A 16,875-nucleotide genomic window follows, 5' to 3' on the forward strand; every position below is an offset into this window, starting at 1 on the left:
CCGCGCCTGTGCACAGTTGTCAGCGTCCAGAAAAGCTATGTCAGCGTCTTTGTCCTGATCTGCCAATTTCTGACCTCAATTCACATGCGAATTTTTATAAAAATATCCTTTATTTAGAACAGTATACGCATGGATGCGCTAAGCAAAATTTTTGATGATATCCACTTGGCCCGATCAGAATACATTTATCTGAATGTCTATCATCCCCATCGACTGAGCTATAGCCATGAGCCATCCATGCTGGCTTATGTGATTCTGCATGGGCAGGCAGCGCTTAACTTTGAAGATTCAGAAGATATTGTGATATTGCAGCAAGGTGATCTGGTGTTATTGCCTTCGGCCAAGGCACATCATCTCTCTTGCCCAGCTCAGGATCAGTTTACGAGCAGTACGGAAATTAATAGCTACTTCCAAAGCCATGCCCAGCAGAACATTGATTTCGGCATAGAACAGCAGCAACGTAGCTTTATTCTGGCGATTCGCTCGAAAATGGATATCCAGATGGCACGTCCACTAATTGCATCACTGCCCGATTACTTGCATACCCGGCATATCCTGAGTGATTCAGCTCCAGAATGGCTACAGATTGGCTTGCAGTTTTTAGCCGTTGAGACTCAGGAAACCCGCCCAGGTCGTGACCGGATTCTGGATCATTTGGTGAGTATTCTGCTGATTGAATGTGTACGGGATTATATTCTGAATGCGCCACATGCCTCGAGCTGGCTCAATGCCTTAAGTCATCCGGAACTCTCTAGTGCATTGGCTACGATTCATGATCAACCAGAACAAAACTGGACTGTAGAAAGTCTGGCGGAACAGTGTCATATGTCGCGTTCCAAATTTGCCCAGCTATTTACCCAGGTGGTTGGTGAAACGCCTCTGGCGTATTTGCAACAACACCGGATGCGCCTTGCTGCACGTTATTTAAGCGAAAATATCCTGAGTGTGCAGCAGATCGCACATCGGGTTGGCTACTCTTCCGAAACTGCATTTAGCCAGAGTTTCAAGAAACAGTTTGAACTGACGCCGAGCCAGTACCGGCAACAACATCAGGAATATAGAAAGGAATAATAGAACTTATTTGACCAGTTCCAGCACAGCAGCCACTGGATCTTCGCTATTACCTGACAGCAATTGCTTATGCATAGTGATATGCTGCATCACCTGTGTCTGAGCGACTTCGATATTCATCAGCTTTTCAATTTCAGCGGCCAGTCGTTCTGGTGTCGCATCAGACTGAATCAGTTCTTCGATGACTTTCTTGCCAGCAATGATATTTGGCAGCGAATAATATGGAATTTTCACCAGCAACTTGGCGATATGGTAAGTCAGCCAATGTAATTTATAGAAAGTGACCATTGGACGATGCAGCAACATTGCTTCCAGCGTCGCAGTACCTGATGCTAGCGCGACGATATCTGAAGCATTCATTACCTGACGGCCAATTTTGGAATCGCTGCTGGTATTTTCCATCAGTTTAATCTTCGCTTTCAGGCTATCCGGATAATGACTTAACAGTGATTCAATCTGCTGTTTTCGGGCATCATTGATCGCCGGAATCAGAAAGGTATATTCAGGGTATTTTTGTTGCAGAATCTGAGCAGTATCTAACAGCAATGATCCCAGTCGTTCAATCTCGCCACGGCGACTGCCTGGTAACAAGGCAATGTATTTTTGTTCCGGATCAAGTCTGAGTTCCTGCTTGGCTTGCGCCAGTGGATTTTGCAAAGGCAACTGTCCAGCTAATGGGTGACCAACAAAGGCGGCCGGCACCTGCCATTTTTGGTAAAAGGCTTTTTCAAACGGGAATAGGCACAGCACCAGATCAATGCTGGCTTTGATGCCATGCACACGGCCTTGACGCCATGCCCATACAGAAGGACTGACATATTGCACAGTTTTAATCGGTAACTGTTTTTGCTTTAAGCTCTTGGATAAACGCAGGTTAAAGTCTGGTGCATCAATCCCGATAAACACATCGACTGGATCTTTGCTCCAAGTTTCAACCAGACCATCCCGTACTGCAAACAGTTTCTTGATATCTTTCAGGACTTCAACAATACCCATCACCGACAAAATATCCATCGGATAGTAGCTTTTGAAGCCTTCAGCCATCATCTGTGGACCACCAATCCCTTCAAAATCGGCATCAATACCCTGCTCACGAAAACGGCGAATCAGACTGGCACCCAAAGTATCTCCCGATACTTCACCCACAACGATTCCAATTTTAAGCTTCCGATTTTGCAAGATAATATCCTCAGAGAATGACTCACCGCATATTAGCATAAGACTGCAAACTTAAAGCTGATTCAAAAATCTCATAAATCAATAAAAAATTTGAAAAGTTGTTTTGATGAACTAATTAAAATTTGCTTAGGCTATTTATCAAGTTTATTGTAAGTACATTTAAGCTTAAAATTCCGATATTACTTATTTTAAATGAGCTAATTTATGGCTACCGGTTTTTATCACCAAAAGTTTATTTTAGACGCAAACAAACCTACTTATTCTAATAAGAAGGAAATTTTCTTCCCTTAAGCAAATTCAGTGAATTTGAGCTCATCATTTTTTAAGCCATCTTCTAACTATAAGAAAACTCATTGTAAAGCTTATATATAACCTGAGTTCGATGAAATCCACTTAACCTTTTAGCATATTTTGGAAAGTTGGCTTATTGGGGTTCAAACAATAAGCCACTACAGCAGCCATGATATTCACCATGAAGTTATTTACCGAACGATGACGTGAATGTTCAAGTTGATGTAAATTTTTTAATTGATCATTCACTGTTTCGATCAATCCTCTTCTGCAAAGTAATTGTTTTTCTTCTTCAGTTTGGATGGGTTTATTTTTCATATTCCGACGTGATGGGGTCAATATTTTCAGTCCTCTTGCTGCTAAAGCTTCGGCTTTTGCTTTGCTCAAATAGCCTTTGTCTCCGAGTAGGATCCCTTTTAATTCTTGAGTTAAAGATTCTAATATAGCAACATCATGAACATTTCCCGATGTCAGCTTGAGATTAATAATTTCACCTAAATTATTGATAACGAGATGTAATTTAAAACCATAAAACCAACCCGTACTACTTTTTCCACGACCGGCCAAGCCTTTAAATACACGATGCCTTTTAATCCGAAGATTATGGCAAACTACCAATTTAGTGGAGTCAATGATACTGATTCCCGTATCTTTTCCTTTCACCTGATGGAAGAAGCTACTCAGAGCTTGCAAACAACGGGGCATGATTTCAATAAATCGGTTGTAGCTAAGCAGTTTAGGAAAAGCAGATTTCCAGAATGGAACGATCATTTGGCAATAAAAATATTTGAAGAATCTAAAACCGGATTGATGAAATAAAATGACAATGGTCATTGCTTCAGACAAGCTTAAAGCTGACTTTTTCAACCTGGTTTTTTGATTAGAAATTAAAGCTTTCTCTAAAGATTCATTAAATTTTTTGCAGAAATCATCCAAAATACAAAATAATTCGGTAATATGATCCATTGAGAAGCCTTGTTTTATAACATTTTGTCTTGAGAACCAATATGTTACAAAAACAGGGCTTTTTTTCTACTCTTTTTTTATATCGAACTCAGGTTATATATAAAGCCCTTCAGGCCCATCCAAACCTTCATTTAATAAACTCTTATTCACGCTCTTTATCTCTTTTTTGCATAAGCAAATCACTAATCAAGACAACTACTTATCTTTAAAAGTCATAAGATATGCTCGTTTTTCGATATTGGCATATATAGATGTTAGGTCCGATTGAATTTATTTTGGCTGGTGTTTTGGTAGGTTTTTGTGTGGGGATTACCGGTGTTGGTGGCGGTTCATTAATGACCCCGATTCTGATTACCCTGCTCAAGGTTGAACCACACATTGCCATTGGTACTGACCTGCTCTACGCCGCTATTTCCAAATTCTGTGGCTCGCTAGTGCATGCCAAAAAAATGAACATTGTCTGGCCGATTGTGATCTGGCTTGCGGTCGGTAGTATTCCAGCATCATTAATCACCCATTGGGTACTGGAAAATTACCTCAGCCAATCCACTCACTATAAAGCTGTACTGACTATGGTGCTGGGCTTTATGCTGACCCTGACTGGTGTATCTATTATTTTTCGCAGTTCAGTTGAAAAATTCTTCAATAAATACCGTAAAAATGAACTGCCAGATATGACTAAGGATCTGGTTAAAGTTGATTTTAAATCAGGCAAAAAACGCGCACTGATTATTATCATGGGTGTAGTGTTAGGTGTATTTGTTACCCTATCCTCTGTAGGAGCCGGTGCATTTGGTGTAATGGCCCTAATCCTGCTGTTCCCGAATCTGCCAATGATCCGTATTATCGGTTCGGACGTAGTGCATGCGGTACTTCTAACTTTAGTCGCAGGCTTGGGCCACATGAGTGCAGGTAATGTAGACTTTACCCTACTCGGCTGGTTGCTCATGGGTTCGATTCCTGCCATTGTGATTGGTACGTTGATCAGTTCACGTATGCCAGAAAAATTAATCCGTAAAATTCTAGGGATTACCTTGTTCTGCTTAGGGCTGAATTTTATCCTGCATCCAGTAAAATCAAAACCTGCTCAACCGACCCAACCGGCGGTCACAGCACCGATGGAAAAAACCCAGTCTGTTTAAACTAAATTACGGATTCATCACTTTTTTTTCAAAGATTTATTCATCTTTTTTATAACAAAGTGACGCATCATTCATGTTATATTCAGGCTAGTAAACAACCTTTGTATGATCGAACCAGTGACGGCAATGAATACACAACAGTCAAAACCTATCTCAGCATCAGATATTGATGATGTGAATATCCAAAGCATTATTCCTCTTGTGACGCCTGCTCAATTAAAAGCAGAATTACCTTTGACTGAAAATGCTTATCAAACCGTACTGAAAGGTCGTGAAACCATCCGTAACATTCTGGATGGCAAAGACAAGCGTCTGTTTGTCGTGATTGGTCCATGCTCTATCCATGATCCTGAAGCTGCCAAAGAATATGCTGATCGCCTGAAAGCACTGAGCGAAAAAGTTAAAGACAGCCTGTATCTGGTGATGCGTGTTTATTTTGAAAAACCACGTACAACTATTGGTTGGAAAGGTCTGATCAATGACCCCGATATGAATGACTCATTCGACATCGAGAAAGGTCTGCGTATTGGCCGTAAACTACTCCTTGAGCTGAATGAAAAAGGTCTGCCATGTGCGACTGAAGCACTAGATCCAAACTCACCACAATATTACCAAGACCTGATTTCATGGTCAGCAATCGGTGCACGTACCACTGAAAGCCAGACTCACCGTGAAATGTCTTCTGGCCTGTCTTCACCAGTGGGCTTTAAAAATGGTACTGATGGCGGTTTAACTGTTGCAACTAATGCGATGCAATCTGTGAAACATGGCCATAGCTTCCTGGGTCTAAACGACCAAGGTCAAGTCTCTGTGATTCGTACTTCTGGTAACCCGTATGCACACGTGGTACTGCGTGGTGGTAATGGCAAGCCGAACTACGATGCAGGCTCAGTACAAGAAGCTGAAGCAGCATTGGCGAAGGCGAAAGTCAGCACCAAGATCATGATTGACACCAGCCATGCCAACTCAAACAAAGACCCGTACCTGCAACCACTTGTTCTAAAAAATATTACAGAACAAATTATTGATGGAAATAAGTCAATTGTTGGTATCATGGTAGAAAGTCACTTGAAAGGTGGTCGTCAGGATATCCCTGCTAACCTGTGTGATCTGGAATACGGTAAATCAGTGACTGATGGCTGTATCGACTGGGAAACCACCGAAAAAGCATTGCTTGAAATGCACGAGGCGTTAAAAGACGTTTTACCAAATCGCTAAGCGATTGATCAAAATGCCATCGTCAAGATGGCGTTTTTATTTCTAGAAAAGGAAAATGATCTGATGAATGAAATTGAAACAGCGCTTAGTCAAATCAATAATTTTCAATTCGTGCATGAGCACCTGTTTACCTCTGGCCAGCCTACTGCTGAAGAACTGCAGCTGATCAAGGAATACGGCGTTTCCACTGTCATCAATGTCGCACTGACTGATGCAGAACCGCATCTGGAGCATGAAGATAAAATTTGCCTAGAGCTGGGTCTCAATTACATTCAACTACCCATTTCCTGGGAAATGCCCTCAGATGAACAATGCCTGCTGATCTTGGATATGATTGATCATCTGGTACAGCAGCAAATGGTCTGGGTACACTGCAGCCAGAACCGTCATGTCAGCAGCCTAATCTATTTATATCGTCAGTATTATATGAATATGGACATGCCCACGGCGCAGGAATTGCTGCATCAGGTCTGGGAACCAAATGACACCTGGACAGGCCTGATTCATGCCGTTGCCCTACAGCTGCAAGGCCGTAAAGCAACAGAAGAAATTAAAGTGGCGATGATCAATCCTGATCACTTCGCGTGAGAGATCAGTACTGTCGCCATTGCCATAATCCCTTCCTGACGTCCGGTAAAGCCCAGCTTTTCAGTTGTTGTTGCCTTAATACTGATCTGGGTCACATCCACATCCATCACATCCGCAATGCTTTGACGCATATCCAGATTGTAACGTGCCAGTTTTGGACGTTCACATGCCACAGTGATGTCAGCATTATTCAGCACATAACCACGATCCAGAATCAGCTGATAAACATGCTTGAGCAATACACGGCTATCCGCACCTTTAAATTGTGGATCAGTATCCGGAAAATGCTGGCCAATATCTCCTAGCGCCAATGCACCCAGCAATGCATCACACAGGGCATGTAGAACCACATCACCATCAGAATGCGCTTTGAGTCCATGCGTGTGCGGAATTTTCACACCTGCCAGCGTGACAAATTCACCTTCTTCAAATGCATGCACATCCAGGCCCTGACCAATACGAATTTGCGCAACCACTGTTTTAATCCTTAGAAATAACCAATTGAAATCTTGTACACTTCGTTTCTATTTCGCTATAGTTAGACCAAGCGTAACACAGTGAAAGTATAAGCGATCATGCTGCTGAAAACTGATATAAATAAGATGAAAATCCTTGGTCTGATGCTAGGTCTGGGTACTTTGGCAACAGGTGCTTTTGCTTCTACACAGCCTTTGGACTGTTCCAATAAAAATAAGAGCAATGCCACGATTTGTTCCGTAAGCTTTGAAGAAACCCGCAAGAGCCTTGCCAACCAGTATCTCACTGCTTACCTGATTACCGATGCACCACTCAGTATTGTAGAAGATACCCATCAACTGTGGTTAAACCGCTTACAACAATGCAAAACAGTCGACTGTTATAAACAACAATTTGATAGCCGCCTAGATGACCTGAACATCTTTATTTCTTTAAACCAGAGCCTGACCCAACATTATTTAAAGTTTGAAGATGGCCAGATCGCCAAACAGCCCGTACATCTGAAAATTCACCAGCTGACCAAAGACCGGATCAAGATTGAAGGCATTGCCTATCGCAATCCGAATAACCGCGTCGAAACCCAGACCATTCCATTTCTGGCCTATACCACGCCGGATGCTAAAAGTGAAATCACCGATAATGAACACGACTGCAAATATGAATTTCAGTATACGAAGGCGATTCTCTTGATCAAGACCCAACAAAAAGGCTGTGAACGTTTTAGTGGTGTGTACCGGCTTTATGACTAATCCCAATAAAAAAGACCATCTTCTGATGGTCTTTTTTATAGATCTCATTCATTGACTGGATAGGCTTGTGCCACTTGCTGGCTAATCATGGCTGCTGTTGCTGCCGATAACGTCCAGCCTAAATGGCCATGTCCGGTATTGTAAAATACCCGCTCACCTTTGCCACGGCGCACGACCGGCATCATGTTTGGCATCATTGGCCTTAACCCTGCCCAAGGAATCACATGCTCAGTCGAGATATTAAAATTCCGATGGGCCCAGTCAATCAACGGTTGAATCCGGTCAGCACGAATGTCACGGTTATAGCCATTAAACTCGGCTGTTCCGGCAATTCTCAAGCGGTCTTTACCCAACCGTGAAAGGACAATCTTGGCACTTTCATCCAGCAGACTGACCCAGGGTGCATTTTGTTGGCTTTGCTCATCATTTAGCATCACCGTGATGGAATAGCCTTTGACCGGATAGACATTCACCCGATCACCCAACAGATAAGATAACTGATAACTCCCCACTCCCGCACAGACGACAATTGCATCTGCCTGGAGTTCTAAACGCTCGTCTGGATTGGCACGCATATTTTCACTACTTGGTGCACAGGTGATGCGAATATAGGCATCATTTTGCTCTACAGACTGTACATTCTGACCAAATAAAAACAGTACGCCTTTGTCTCTACAGACTTTGGCTAGTCCAGTCGTAAATTTATGAATATCGCCAGTCGCATCACTTTGAGAATAAAAGCCTGCATAATAATTTCCGGTTAAAGTCGGTTCAATCTGCTTAATCTCTGCATTAGAAATTGCATGCCGTTCCAATCCTCCGCTACAGAGCAAATCATTAACTTTAATTGCGATCTTATAATCCTGTTCGGTATGATAAAAATGCAGGATGCCACGTTTTTCCAGATTAAACTCAATCTTTTCAATTTCAGCGATTTCAAATAACCGTTTACGCGCGAGCAAAGCCATCCGTACCGTTTCCCGCGTATTGGCTTCATAGTGTTTGATATGCCCCATAAATTCCATCAGCCAACCATATTTATGCAGGCTAAAAGACGGGTTGAGCAGTAAAGGCGCCGTTTTCTGCGACATCCATTTCAAGCCTTTCAGTACTGTGGCTTTCTGATTCCAGACTTCGGCATTACAGGCAGAAAGTTGCCCCCCATTGGCAAAAGATGTTTCCATAGCAGGATAAAGATGCTGGTCGACCACAGTCACCTGATAACCGAACAAAGCCAGCTCATAGGCTGTGGTTACACCGGTAATACCCGCCCCGATCACAATCACATGACGCATAGACATCTCCTTTTATTATGATGTCCGCCCCATCTGTCATAGGTACCTGAGAGCTTTGATTGCGATTCCGGGTCTCAAGATCGCAACCTTCCCCTTCGGTGAGTGATTTAACACTTCTCTCCAGAGCTTGGCATTATTACAGTCCTTTTGCCTGAGAGTTTCCGGGGTCGTTGCTCCTTCGGCGAATGCGTATGCATTTCTCTCCTGCAATAATGTGCATATCTGTTGTTTAGCAATTTATATACCATGCTATTACAGGTGGGTGACGAATTACTGTACAAAGTTGTAAAAAGAAAATAATTAAAAAATACTATTTTCAGAAATATTTATATTGCTTAGGCTATTTTATAAATTATACGCCAATCTCAACTTTTTAAGTCATTGAAATAAAAAGGACATAACCTCATTTTAAATCCGTCTATGAAAATAAAATTACAGTTATGTCCACTGAAGAATTTATCATCATTGTCTATTTAATCATAGAGGAAATTTACCCAACTATAGTCTCTGAACCATTAAGAAAACGTGGTTTTCCACCTGCTTTAACCGATATTGAAATTATCACAATGCAAATTGTTGGTGAGTGTCTCAAAATGGATACGGATAAAAGCATATGGATGTTTTTTAAAAACAATTACTTAAGTTGGTTCCCTCATTTAGGTTCATATCCTAACTTTTGTAAGCATTGTGCAAACTTATGGCAAGTTCATCAAAAAATCACAGCCCAATTAACTGCACATTATGGTCAGGATCATATTCATTTTATTGATGGATTTCCTATACCTGTTTGTCGTTATAGTCGAGCAAAAAGACACAAGAATTTCAAAGAACATGCAGGTTTTAGTTATTGTGCTGCACAACAAGAGAAATACTATGGTTTTAAAGGGCATCTTGTAATTAATTTGGAGGGTATGATTACTGGCTATACTTTCGCTCCAGCAAATGTAGATGAGCGTGATGTTGCACCAGAAATCACAGAAAATATTCATGGGTTACTAGGTGCAGATAAAGGTTACTTAAGACCCAGCTTGAAAGAATACTATAAATTTCAGTACGTTGATCTACAAACTCCTTTAAGAAAGAATATGCCGGACTCTAGATCTCAAGAATCAATGAGGTTGCTTATGAGAGCACGAAGGAAAATTGAAACGGTCATTGGTCAATTAACTGATCGCTTTAATATTCAAAAAGTAAGGGCAAGAGATTTATGGCACTTATCGCATCGTTTTATCAGAAAGATTTTGTCACATACGGTCTGCGTCGTTATGAATAAAAAATGTGGTTATTCACCGATTCAATTTGAAAAGCTTATTTAAAGTTGAGATTGGCGTAAATTATAGAAAATGGCAGAGATTTTGCAATCAGATTAGAATAGTTAAAAGTATGGGTAATGTGACCCCTGCAGCCACTGTTTGTACACTAATCACTTTTGCCATTAATTCACTATCTCCACCCAAAACTTTAGTCAACACATAAGAAGCTGAAGCCGTAGGTAAGGCAAAAAATAGAACTAATACTTGTGTTGTTAAAGTTGAAATTCCAAGGACTTTGCATACACCTAATCCCAGCAACGGCATAAAAATTAAACGTCCAGTGGTACTCCAGATAATTCGCCATAAATCCAGATTGATTTGACCAAACTTTAAGGCTGCACCTACACACATCAAGCCCAGAGGCAAACTGCAAGCCGCCATCTGCTTCAGCAACTGATTCATGCCCTGCCAGATCCCTAAACCAGATAAGTTATATAGACCACCAACGAGACAACCTACAATTAAAGGATTTTTTATAAGAGAAATGAAAATTTTACCGATCTGCATATCAGCAGGTTTAGTGAATGCCAGTATAGAAACAATATTCACCACGGGTATCAGCAACACCATGATCACAGCAAAAATGGTCATTCCCGCCTGTCCAAACAAGGTACTAATTGCTGCAAGGCCGATATAGGTGTTAAAACGCAGAATGCTTTGGACATAGACCCCAAAGCGGGAAATACCGATGTGATAAATCGCTTTTAAACTATACAGTACGACACACACTAGCGCTGTGATCAGTAAAGAAACAAATAATACTTCCCGGATAATACTTATTTGAATCTGGGCAGAAGCCAGATTTAGAAACAGCATGATTGGAAACAGAATATAGTAATTGAGTTTTTCCGCTCCACTCCAGAATCCATCTGTTAACCATTGCTTTTGCTTCAACACATACCCCAAGGCAATTAGAGCAATCAGCGGAAAAAGCACAGTCAGGATGGTCTGAAGCATAAAATGTCTCGGGATAAAAAGTACTATCTACGAATGAAATACAGCATACATTAACTTTTAAAGGTTGGAATAAAAATAGTGGAAAAATCAATTAGCTAATAAAAGATGAATGGCTACTTTTCTATATTCATTAACTTCTAAAATTGTTCATCATTGACCAACAACCACAAAAATCTAGTCTAAATAATAGAGCGGAATGACCCTAGAGTATTTCGAATGAATAGCCATTTAGGTGACAATATTCTGAACATTAGTAATTTGTGCTAAACGAATATGGTTATTTTTTATTGTATAAATAAAAAAGCCAGACCGAAATCTGACTCTCATTTTATTCACTTCGATAAAGCAAATTATTTTGGTTCAATCGGCTCAAACGGCGCAACCACATCAGCATTTTGCGCACGATGACGCATGAAATGATCCATTAACACAATTGCCAGCATCGCTTCAGCAATCGGCGTTGCACGTACACCTACGCAAGGGTCATGACGACCTTTGGTCAGTACATCAGTATCTTCACGGTTAATGGTAATGGTTTTACCCGGAGTGGTAATTGAAGCCGTTGGTTTTAGTGCAATCGAAACACGAATGTCCTGACCGCTCGAAATACCGCCCAAAATACCGCCCGCATGGTTCGCCAAAAAGCCTTGAGTGGTCAATTCATCACGGGTTTCATGACCAAACTGTTCCGCCACTGCAAAACCATCGCCAATTTCCACGCCTTTAACGGCGTTAATAGACATCATGGCATGGGCAATATCTGCATCTAAACGATCAAATACTGGTTCGCCCCAACCTACTGGTACTTTAGAGGCAATGATTTCCAGTTTTGCGCCACAGCTGGTTCCTTGTTCACGTAGAGAAGTTACCAGAGCTTCAAAACGTGGAACTGCATCCACATCGCCACAGAAGAACGGGTTGTTTGGCACTTCATTCCAGTCCAGCTTTTCCGCTTTTTCAGGACCGATTTGAGTGACATGACCGCGGATTTCGATACCAAATTTTTCAAACAGGAATTTCTTGGCAATTGCACCAGCAGCCACGCGCATTGCAGTTTCACGTGCGCTTGAACGACCACCACCACGGTAATCACGGAAACCATACTTTTGCGTATAGGTATAGTCCGCATGACCTGGACGAAAAGTTTGAGCGATATTACCGTAGTCTTTCGATTTTTGGTCGGTATTACGAATCAGCAAGCCGATTGGCGTACCTGTGGTTTTACCCTCAAAGACCCCAGAAATGATCTCAACTTGATCTGGTTCCTTACGCTGAGTCGCAAACTTGGATGTACCCGGCTTACGTCGATCCAGATCTTTTTGCAAATCAGCTTCAGACAGTTCAATCCCCGGTGGCACTCCATCAACGATGGCCATCAGGCCAACACCATGAGATTCACCACAAGTCGTTACACGGAAGAGTTGCCCTATACTATTACCTGCCATGTTTAACGACTCCTTATGAATTAACAGATTGAATAAATAAATCGCGGTATTGACGGCATTGTGCTGCAGTCAATGCAAAGATACCTGAACCACCGCGCTGGAATTGCAGCCAGTAGAAATCAACAGTATTGAAGTTCTGACGCATTGCCCATTCAGAATTACCCACTTCGATCACGATCAGACCATCTTCAGTCAGGTAATCTGCAGCCTGAGCCAGCATCTTACGTACCAGATCCAGACCATCCTGACCAGCAGCCAAAGCCATTTCAGGCTCATGCTGGAATTCATCTGGAAGATCTGCCATATCCTCAGCATCCACATACGGAGGATTAGACACGATCAGGTCATATTGATTTTCAGCTGGAATTTTTTCAAACAGATCCGATTCAAGCAATGCCACTTGATACTGTTTGTTGTGATGTTCACAGTTGATTTGTGCTACTTCTAACGCATCTTTAGATAAATCCGTTGCATCCACTTCCGCATCAGGGAAAGCATAAGCCAATGCAATCGCGATACAGCCTGAACCGGTACACATATCCAGAATACGCTGTGGTGTTTTTGGATTTGGATTTTCTGGCAGCTTATTCACTGCTGCGCCCATTTCACCATTTTCACCCAGGAAATATGGTGCAAAACGGTTTTCAATCAGCTCAACGATTGGCGAGCGTGGAATCAGTACACGCTCATCCACGTAAAACGGTTTGCCAAAGAAATATGCTAGGTTGAGTAGATAAGACGTCGGCATTCTTTCATTGATGCGACGTTCTAACAAATTTAAAAATTCTTCTTTTTCGCTTGGAAGCAGTTTCGAGTCCAGAATTTCCGGATCAGCATTCCAGTCCAGAGAAAGGGTTTGTAATACCAGTGCTGAACTCTCAGCAAAATAATCTTCTGTGCCTTGGCCCAAGTGCGCATCGTATTGACGTAATGCTGTAACACCAAAGCGAATAAAATCACGAATGGTTGTTAAATTTTCAGCGGCTTCCTGCAAATGTTCAGGGCTAATAGTCGGTCGATCCACTTAAGGCGTCTCCAGAGGTCATATTTTAAAACGCCTTATGATACCTTAGTTTCGCCTGCTTTTATAATGCTAAAACCATGAAAAATACGAAAACACAGCGGAGTTCACTGGCTTAAAAGCCATTCTTTAGACAGCTTTTGACCAGGTTAAAATCTCTAAAATCAACATCGCTAGACTGAGATAAAAATCAGAAAATAATGTTTACGATCAATCGATATTTAGCATTAGAGAAATGTATCAAAGTGAATATAGGACTGAATCAAAATCAGTTCAGGACATAGCTGCTCTAGTCGACAGCTTATGCCCATGTTTGAAAATGTTTATTTTTTAGCGACAAATGAACGCGATTGATAATAATTAGTCTGTTCCAACACCATCGATAGCTGACATTGTCCTTGCTGGATTTTAGTGTAATTCCCCGCGCGAATACGGCCACATTGTTGCTGAACTTTGCTTTCAAACATTTTGTGTTGATTCTTGATAATTGCCGCATTTTTGGCATTAATTTTCAGATAATTTTTATAACTCTTTTTCAAGACCTTTTTCTGTAATTTCAGTTCTTGGGCAATACACTTTTCAGTTTTATCCTTATTGCCATAAGTAAACTTCATACATTGCTGATATTCCTTGGAATAATCCTGTGCAGCATGAGCCTGAATTGCGACACCTGCCAGAACTGCGATCAATAGTGATCCAAAACGCATACATTCCCCTTTGCCAAACGGCTTGTACTCACAATCATCAATCATCGATTTTGTTTTAAGTTATGTTCTGATACTACCTGAGTCCAGAATAATATTCTAATCCTTTATCTCGACATAAGAGTATGAGAAAGAAGAATTATTTTTATGAATGAATTACTTTCGTGATTGAATTCACTCTTTTATTTTAAAAATTATTGTTAATTGCCCAAAACTAAAGAAAATCAAAGTACAGAGATTACCCAAATAGCCGATTATTCAATTGATCAGAAAATTAAAGGGAAAGTTCCATAATCTACCCTATTCATTCAATTTTTACAGATGACCTAACTTCATTTCTTTACAAAAAAATGAACTGAATAAACATTCATTTATCAATCTCAACTTGGTCAACTACCTTTAATTTTATATATTCGACTCCATTAATTGATTTATAAATCTCTTTTTGGATTTGCAATGAGTTACAAGCACAATAACCTGATGGCCATGCGTACTAATTACTGGAATGATGAACAGTCTCCGCATGTACAGCAGGAAAAAGCTTTCTTACAGGACCTTCTGGTTCAATCAGGCGTATTCCCTCAAGCCACACCAGACGATGCCCGTTATCTGTTCTTCTGCTTGCCAAGTATTATCATTGTGCGTGGCTATGCGGTCGGCTTCCAGCATGAATCTGTTCTAGGCCTGATCCAGAAATTCATTCAAACAAATATCCAACAGTTACAACAAAGAACTGAACTCAAAATCCATTATCAAATGCCTTAGCCTAACAGGCAGGCAGTTGCATCATCAGCTGTCAATGTTTAGCGGTATTTCAGCAGGTTAAACTTTTTTAATACGTGCAGACAGGTTAATATCCGCTAGAATAATTTATTCTGCTTTATGCTGGGAAAGGATTTACTCTACATGTCAGATCAGAACGATAAGCTCAAACAACTAAAAACTTCATCTATGGATCGACGCTTATCGATCGCCAAGGCATCCTTACTTGCAGGCACCCGTTGGGCGGCATCGAATGCGTCCTCAATGTTCTCTAGTGAAGAAGAAAAAGAGAAAAAACGCAAAAAGGCCATGAAAGAACAGGCGGACTATCTGGTTGCTGAAATCGGCAAACTGAAAGGCTCGATTGTGAAAATTGGCCAGATGATGGCCCTATATGGCGAACATTTTCTACCTGAAGAAATTACCCAAGCGCTAAATACCTTAAATAACCAGACTGTGGCCTTAGCTTGGCCTGCGATTAAAGCTCAACTACAAGCCCAACTCGGTTCTAAACTGGATGATCTCACTGTTGATCATGAACCCTTAGGTACAGCTTCACTGGCACAAGTCCATCGTGCACGTCGTAAGTCTGACGGCCTGGAACTGGTACTGAAGATTCAATATCCAGGTGTGGCAGACGCGATTGATTCAGACATGAGCCTGTTTAGAAACATGCTCAAGCTGACCCGCATGGTACCGCAAACCCGTGAATTTGATGAATGGTTCTATGAGGTCCGCGACATGATGCACCGTGAAGTAGACTATAAAATCGAAGCAGCAACCACACGTCGCTTTGGTCAGCGGTTGCAAAATGATTCACGCTATATCGTCCCAACCATTATTGATGATTACTCAACTGATCGCGTGCTGTGCATGACCTATGAACATGGCGTACCGATCAATAGCCCGGTGATGTTATCCCTGCCACAGGAACGTCGTAGCCGTCTTGGTGAAGCTTCACTGGAAATCGCGGTACGTGAAATCTTTGAATGGGGTGAGATGCAGACCGATCCAAACTTCGGCAACTATTTGGTTCGTCTGGGCAACGGTGCCGATATTGAAGATAAAATTGTCCTGCTCGACTTTGGCGCAATCCGTCAATTCGATGCCCATCTACTTAAAGTTGCACGTAACCTGATTGAAGCCGGCTATCACCATGATCCGGATATGATGGTACGTGCCATGACTGGTTATGAATTCTTTGATTCCATTCCACAGAGCATCAAACCGGATATGGCGAAGGTCTTCCTGCTAGCGACTGAAGCCTTCAGTTCGCCAATGAACAATAAAGACCTGCCTCCCGGTGTGATGGATGAATTTTATCGTTATGACTGGAAAAAAAGTCAACTGCATAGCCGTGTCATGCAACAGGCTTCTAAATCCATGGCCTCACGTTATTTCAGTGTACCACCTAAAGAATTTATGTTTATCAGCCGTAAATTTATCGGTGCCTATACCTTTATGACCGTAATCGAAGCCAAGACAGATGTGCGTTCCATGGTGAAACGTCATCTATAATCAACTAAATCCTGAATTTAGATTGACCTGAATGATTACTGTCATTCAGGTCAATTTTTTATCAGTAATCTTTTTTTTAATTTTTAAATAATTTAATAAATTCAAGAATATAAGTCATTTTCTTCCCTCTAAAATCGTCTTTATTTTTGACAATGTTTCATGTCATCTTTGACATGGTT

At 41.3% G+C, this 16,875-nt stretch carries 16 protein-coding genes and 1 riboswitch; of the genes, 8 read left to right on the forward strand and 8 right to left on the reverse strand.

What is annotated here, in order from left to right:
* Positions 1 to 129 precede the first annotated feature (129 nt).
* On the forward strand, positions 130 to 1,071 hold the full coding sequence (locus ABEF84_RS08555; RefSeq protein ID WP_034588323.1) for an AraC family transcriptional regulator: 942 nt from the start codon (positions 130 to 132) through the stop codon (positions 1,069 to 1,071).
* Between the two features lie 6 nt (positions 1,072 to 1,077).
* Here the strand turns inward: ABEF84_RS08555 and lpxB are convergent, their stop codons facing one another.
* Both lpxB and ABEF84_RS08565 read right to left on the reverse strand, forming a co-directional pair.
* A complete protein-coding gene (gene lpxB / locus ABEF84_RS08560) occupies positions 1,078 to 2,250 on the reverse strand; it encodes a lipid-A-disaccharide synthase (RefSeq protein ID WP_034588327.1) in 1,173 nt (390 codons plus the stop codon).
* A gap of 393 nt (positions 2,251 to 2,643) precedes the next feature.
* Positions 2,644 to 3,507: an IS982 family transposase gene (locus ABEF84_RS08565; protein WP_004679438.1), complete on the reverse strand. Its 864-nt coding sequence runs from the start codon at positions 3,505 to 3,507 to the stop codon at positions 2,644 to 2,646.
* Positions 3,508 to 3,758: 251 nt separating this feature from the next.
* Here ABEF84_RS08565 and ABEF84_RS08570 point away from each other — a divergent pair, with 251 nt between their 5' ends.
* The 3 genes from ABEF84_RS08570 (at position 3,759) to ABEF84_RS08580 (ending at position 6,455) form a co-directional block, all read left to right on the forward strand.
* Positions 3,759 to 4,649 (forward strand): sulfite exporter TauE/SafE family protein, encoded by an 891-nt coding sequence (locus tag ABEF84_RS08570; RefSeq protein ID WP_034582062.1) that lies wholly within the window; start codon positions 3,759 to 3,761, stop codon positions 4,647 to 4,649.
* Positions 4,650 to 4,775: 126 nt separating this feature from the next.
* The gene (locus ABEF84_RS08575; protein WP_152598505.1) at positions 4,776 to 5,867 is read left to right on the forward strand and encodes a 3-deoxy-7-phosphoheptulonate synthase; all 1,092 of its coding nucleotides are present in this window, start codon (positions 4,776 to 4,778) and stop codon (positions 5,865 to 5,867) included.
* 63 nt (positions 5,868 to 5,930) lie between these two features.
* Positions 5,931 to 6,455 (forward strand): protein tyrosine phosphatase family protein, encoded by a 525-nt coding sequence (locus ABEF84_RS08580; protein ID WP_347473653.1) that lies wholly within the window; start codon positions 5,931 to 5,933, stop codon positions 6,453 to 6,455.
* Here ABEF84_RS08580 and ispF read toward each other — a convergent pair.
* Entirely contained in the window at positions 6,443 to 6,931 is a 489-nt protein-coding gene (gene ispF, locus ABEF84_RS08585; RefSeq protein ID WP_034582065.1) for a 2-C-methyl-D-erythritol 2,4-cyclodiphosphate synthase, read from the reverse strand. The genes ABEF84_RS08580 and ispF overlap by 13 nt on opposite strands.
* Positions 6,932 to 7,030: 99 nt before the next feature.
* Between ispF and ABEF84_RS08590 the strand changes: the two genes are divergently transcribed.
* Positions 7,031 to 7,681 (forward strand): hypothetical protein, encoded by a 651-nt coding sequence (locus ABEF84_RS08590; protein ID WP_034582068.1) that lies wholly within the window; start codon positions 7,031 to 7,033, stop codon positions 7,679 to 7,681.
* A gap of 44 nt (positions 7,682 to 7,725) precedes the next feature.
* On the opposite strand, the gene ABEF84_RS08595 is transcribed toward ABEF84_RS08590, so the two are convergent.
* Positions 7,726 to 8,976 carry a D-amino acid dehydrogenase gene (locus ABEF84_RS08595; protein WP_347452727.1) on the reverse strand — a complete coding sequence of 417 codons (1,251 nt, stop codon included), beginning with the start codon at positions 8,974 to 8,976 and terminating at the stop codon, positions 7,726 to 7,728.
* Between the two features lie 129 nt (positions 8,977 to 9,105).
* Positions 9,106 to 9,193: riboswitch (glycine riboswitch) on the reverse strand.
* A 223-nt stretch (positions 9,194 to 9,416) separates the two neighbouring features.
* Between ABEF84_RS08595 and ABEF84_RS08600 the strand changes: the two genes are divergently transcribed.
* Positions 9,417 to 10,292, forward strand: a complete 876-nt coding sequence (locus ABEF84_RS08600) for an IS982-like element ISAba825 family transposase (RefSeq protein WP_000102417.1) — start codon at positions 9,417 to 9,419, stop codon at positions 10,290 to 10,292.
* A 45-nt stretch (positions 10,293 to 10,337) separates the two neighbouring features.
* On the opposite strand, the gene ABEF84_RS08605 is transcribed toward ABEF84_RS08600, so the two are convergent.
* The 4 genes from ABEF84_RS08605 to ABEF84_RS08620 all read right to left on the reverse strand — a co-directional run bounded on the left by ABEF84_RS08605 (position 10,338) and on the right by ABEF84_RS08620 (position 14,419).
* Positions 10,338 to 11,246, reverse strand: a complete 909-nt coding sequence (locus ABEF84_RS08605; protein ID WP_034582072.1) for an AEC family transporter — start codon at positions 11,244 to 11,246, stop codon at positions 10,338 to 10,340.
* A 350-nt stretch (positions 11,247 to 11,596) separates the two neighbouring features.
* Positions 11,597 to 12,691, reverse strand: coding sequence for a chorismate synthase (aroC, locus tag ABEF84_RS08610; protein WP_034582074.1), 1,095 nt, complete (start codon positions 12,689 to 12,691; stop codon positions 11,597 to 11,599).
* Positions 12,692 to 12,704: 13 nt separating this feature from the next.
* Positions 12,705 to 13,715, reverse strand: a complete 1,011-nt coding sequence (gene prmB, locus ABEF84_RS08615; protein ID WP_347452728.1) for a 50S ribosomal protein L3 N(5)-glutamine methyltransferase — start codon at positions 13,713 to 13,715, stop codon at positions 12,705 to 12,707.
* A gap of 320 nt (positions 13,716 to 14,035) precedes the next feature.
* A complete protein-coding gene (locus ABEF84_RS08620) occupies positions 14,036 to 14,419 on the reverse strand; it encodes a hypothetical protein (protein WP_034582079.1) in 384 nt (127 codons plus the stop codon).
* Positions 14,420 to 14,872: 453 nt separating this feature from the next.
* On the opposite strand from ABEF84_RS08620, the gene ABEF84_RS08625 reads away from it, so the two are divergent.
* Both ABEF84_RS08625 and ABEF84_RS08630 read left to right on the forward strand, forming a co-directional pair.
* On the forward strand, positions 14,873 to 15,181 hold the full coding sequence (locus ABEF84_RS08625) for a hypothetical protein (RefSeq protein WP_034582082.1): 309 nt from the start codon (positions 14,873 to 14,875) through the stop codon (positions 15,179 to 15,181).
* 141 nt (positions 15,182 to 15,322) lie between these two features.
* Positions 15,323 to 16,696, forward strand: coding sequence for an AarF/ABC1/UbiB kinase family protein (locus tag ABEF84_RS08630; RefSeq protein ID WP_034582084.1), 1,374 nt, complete (start codon positions 15,323 to 15,325; stop codon positions 16,694 to 16,696).
* Positions 16,697 to 16,875: the final 179 nt, after the last annotated feature.

The organism is Acinetobacter sp. ANC 7912 (genome assembly GCF_039862785.1).
GTDB lineage: Bacteria > Pseudomonadota > Gammaproteobacteria > Pseudomonadales > Moraxellaceae > Acinetobacter > Acinetobacter thermotolerans.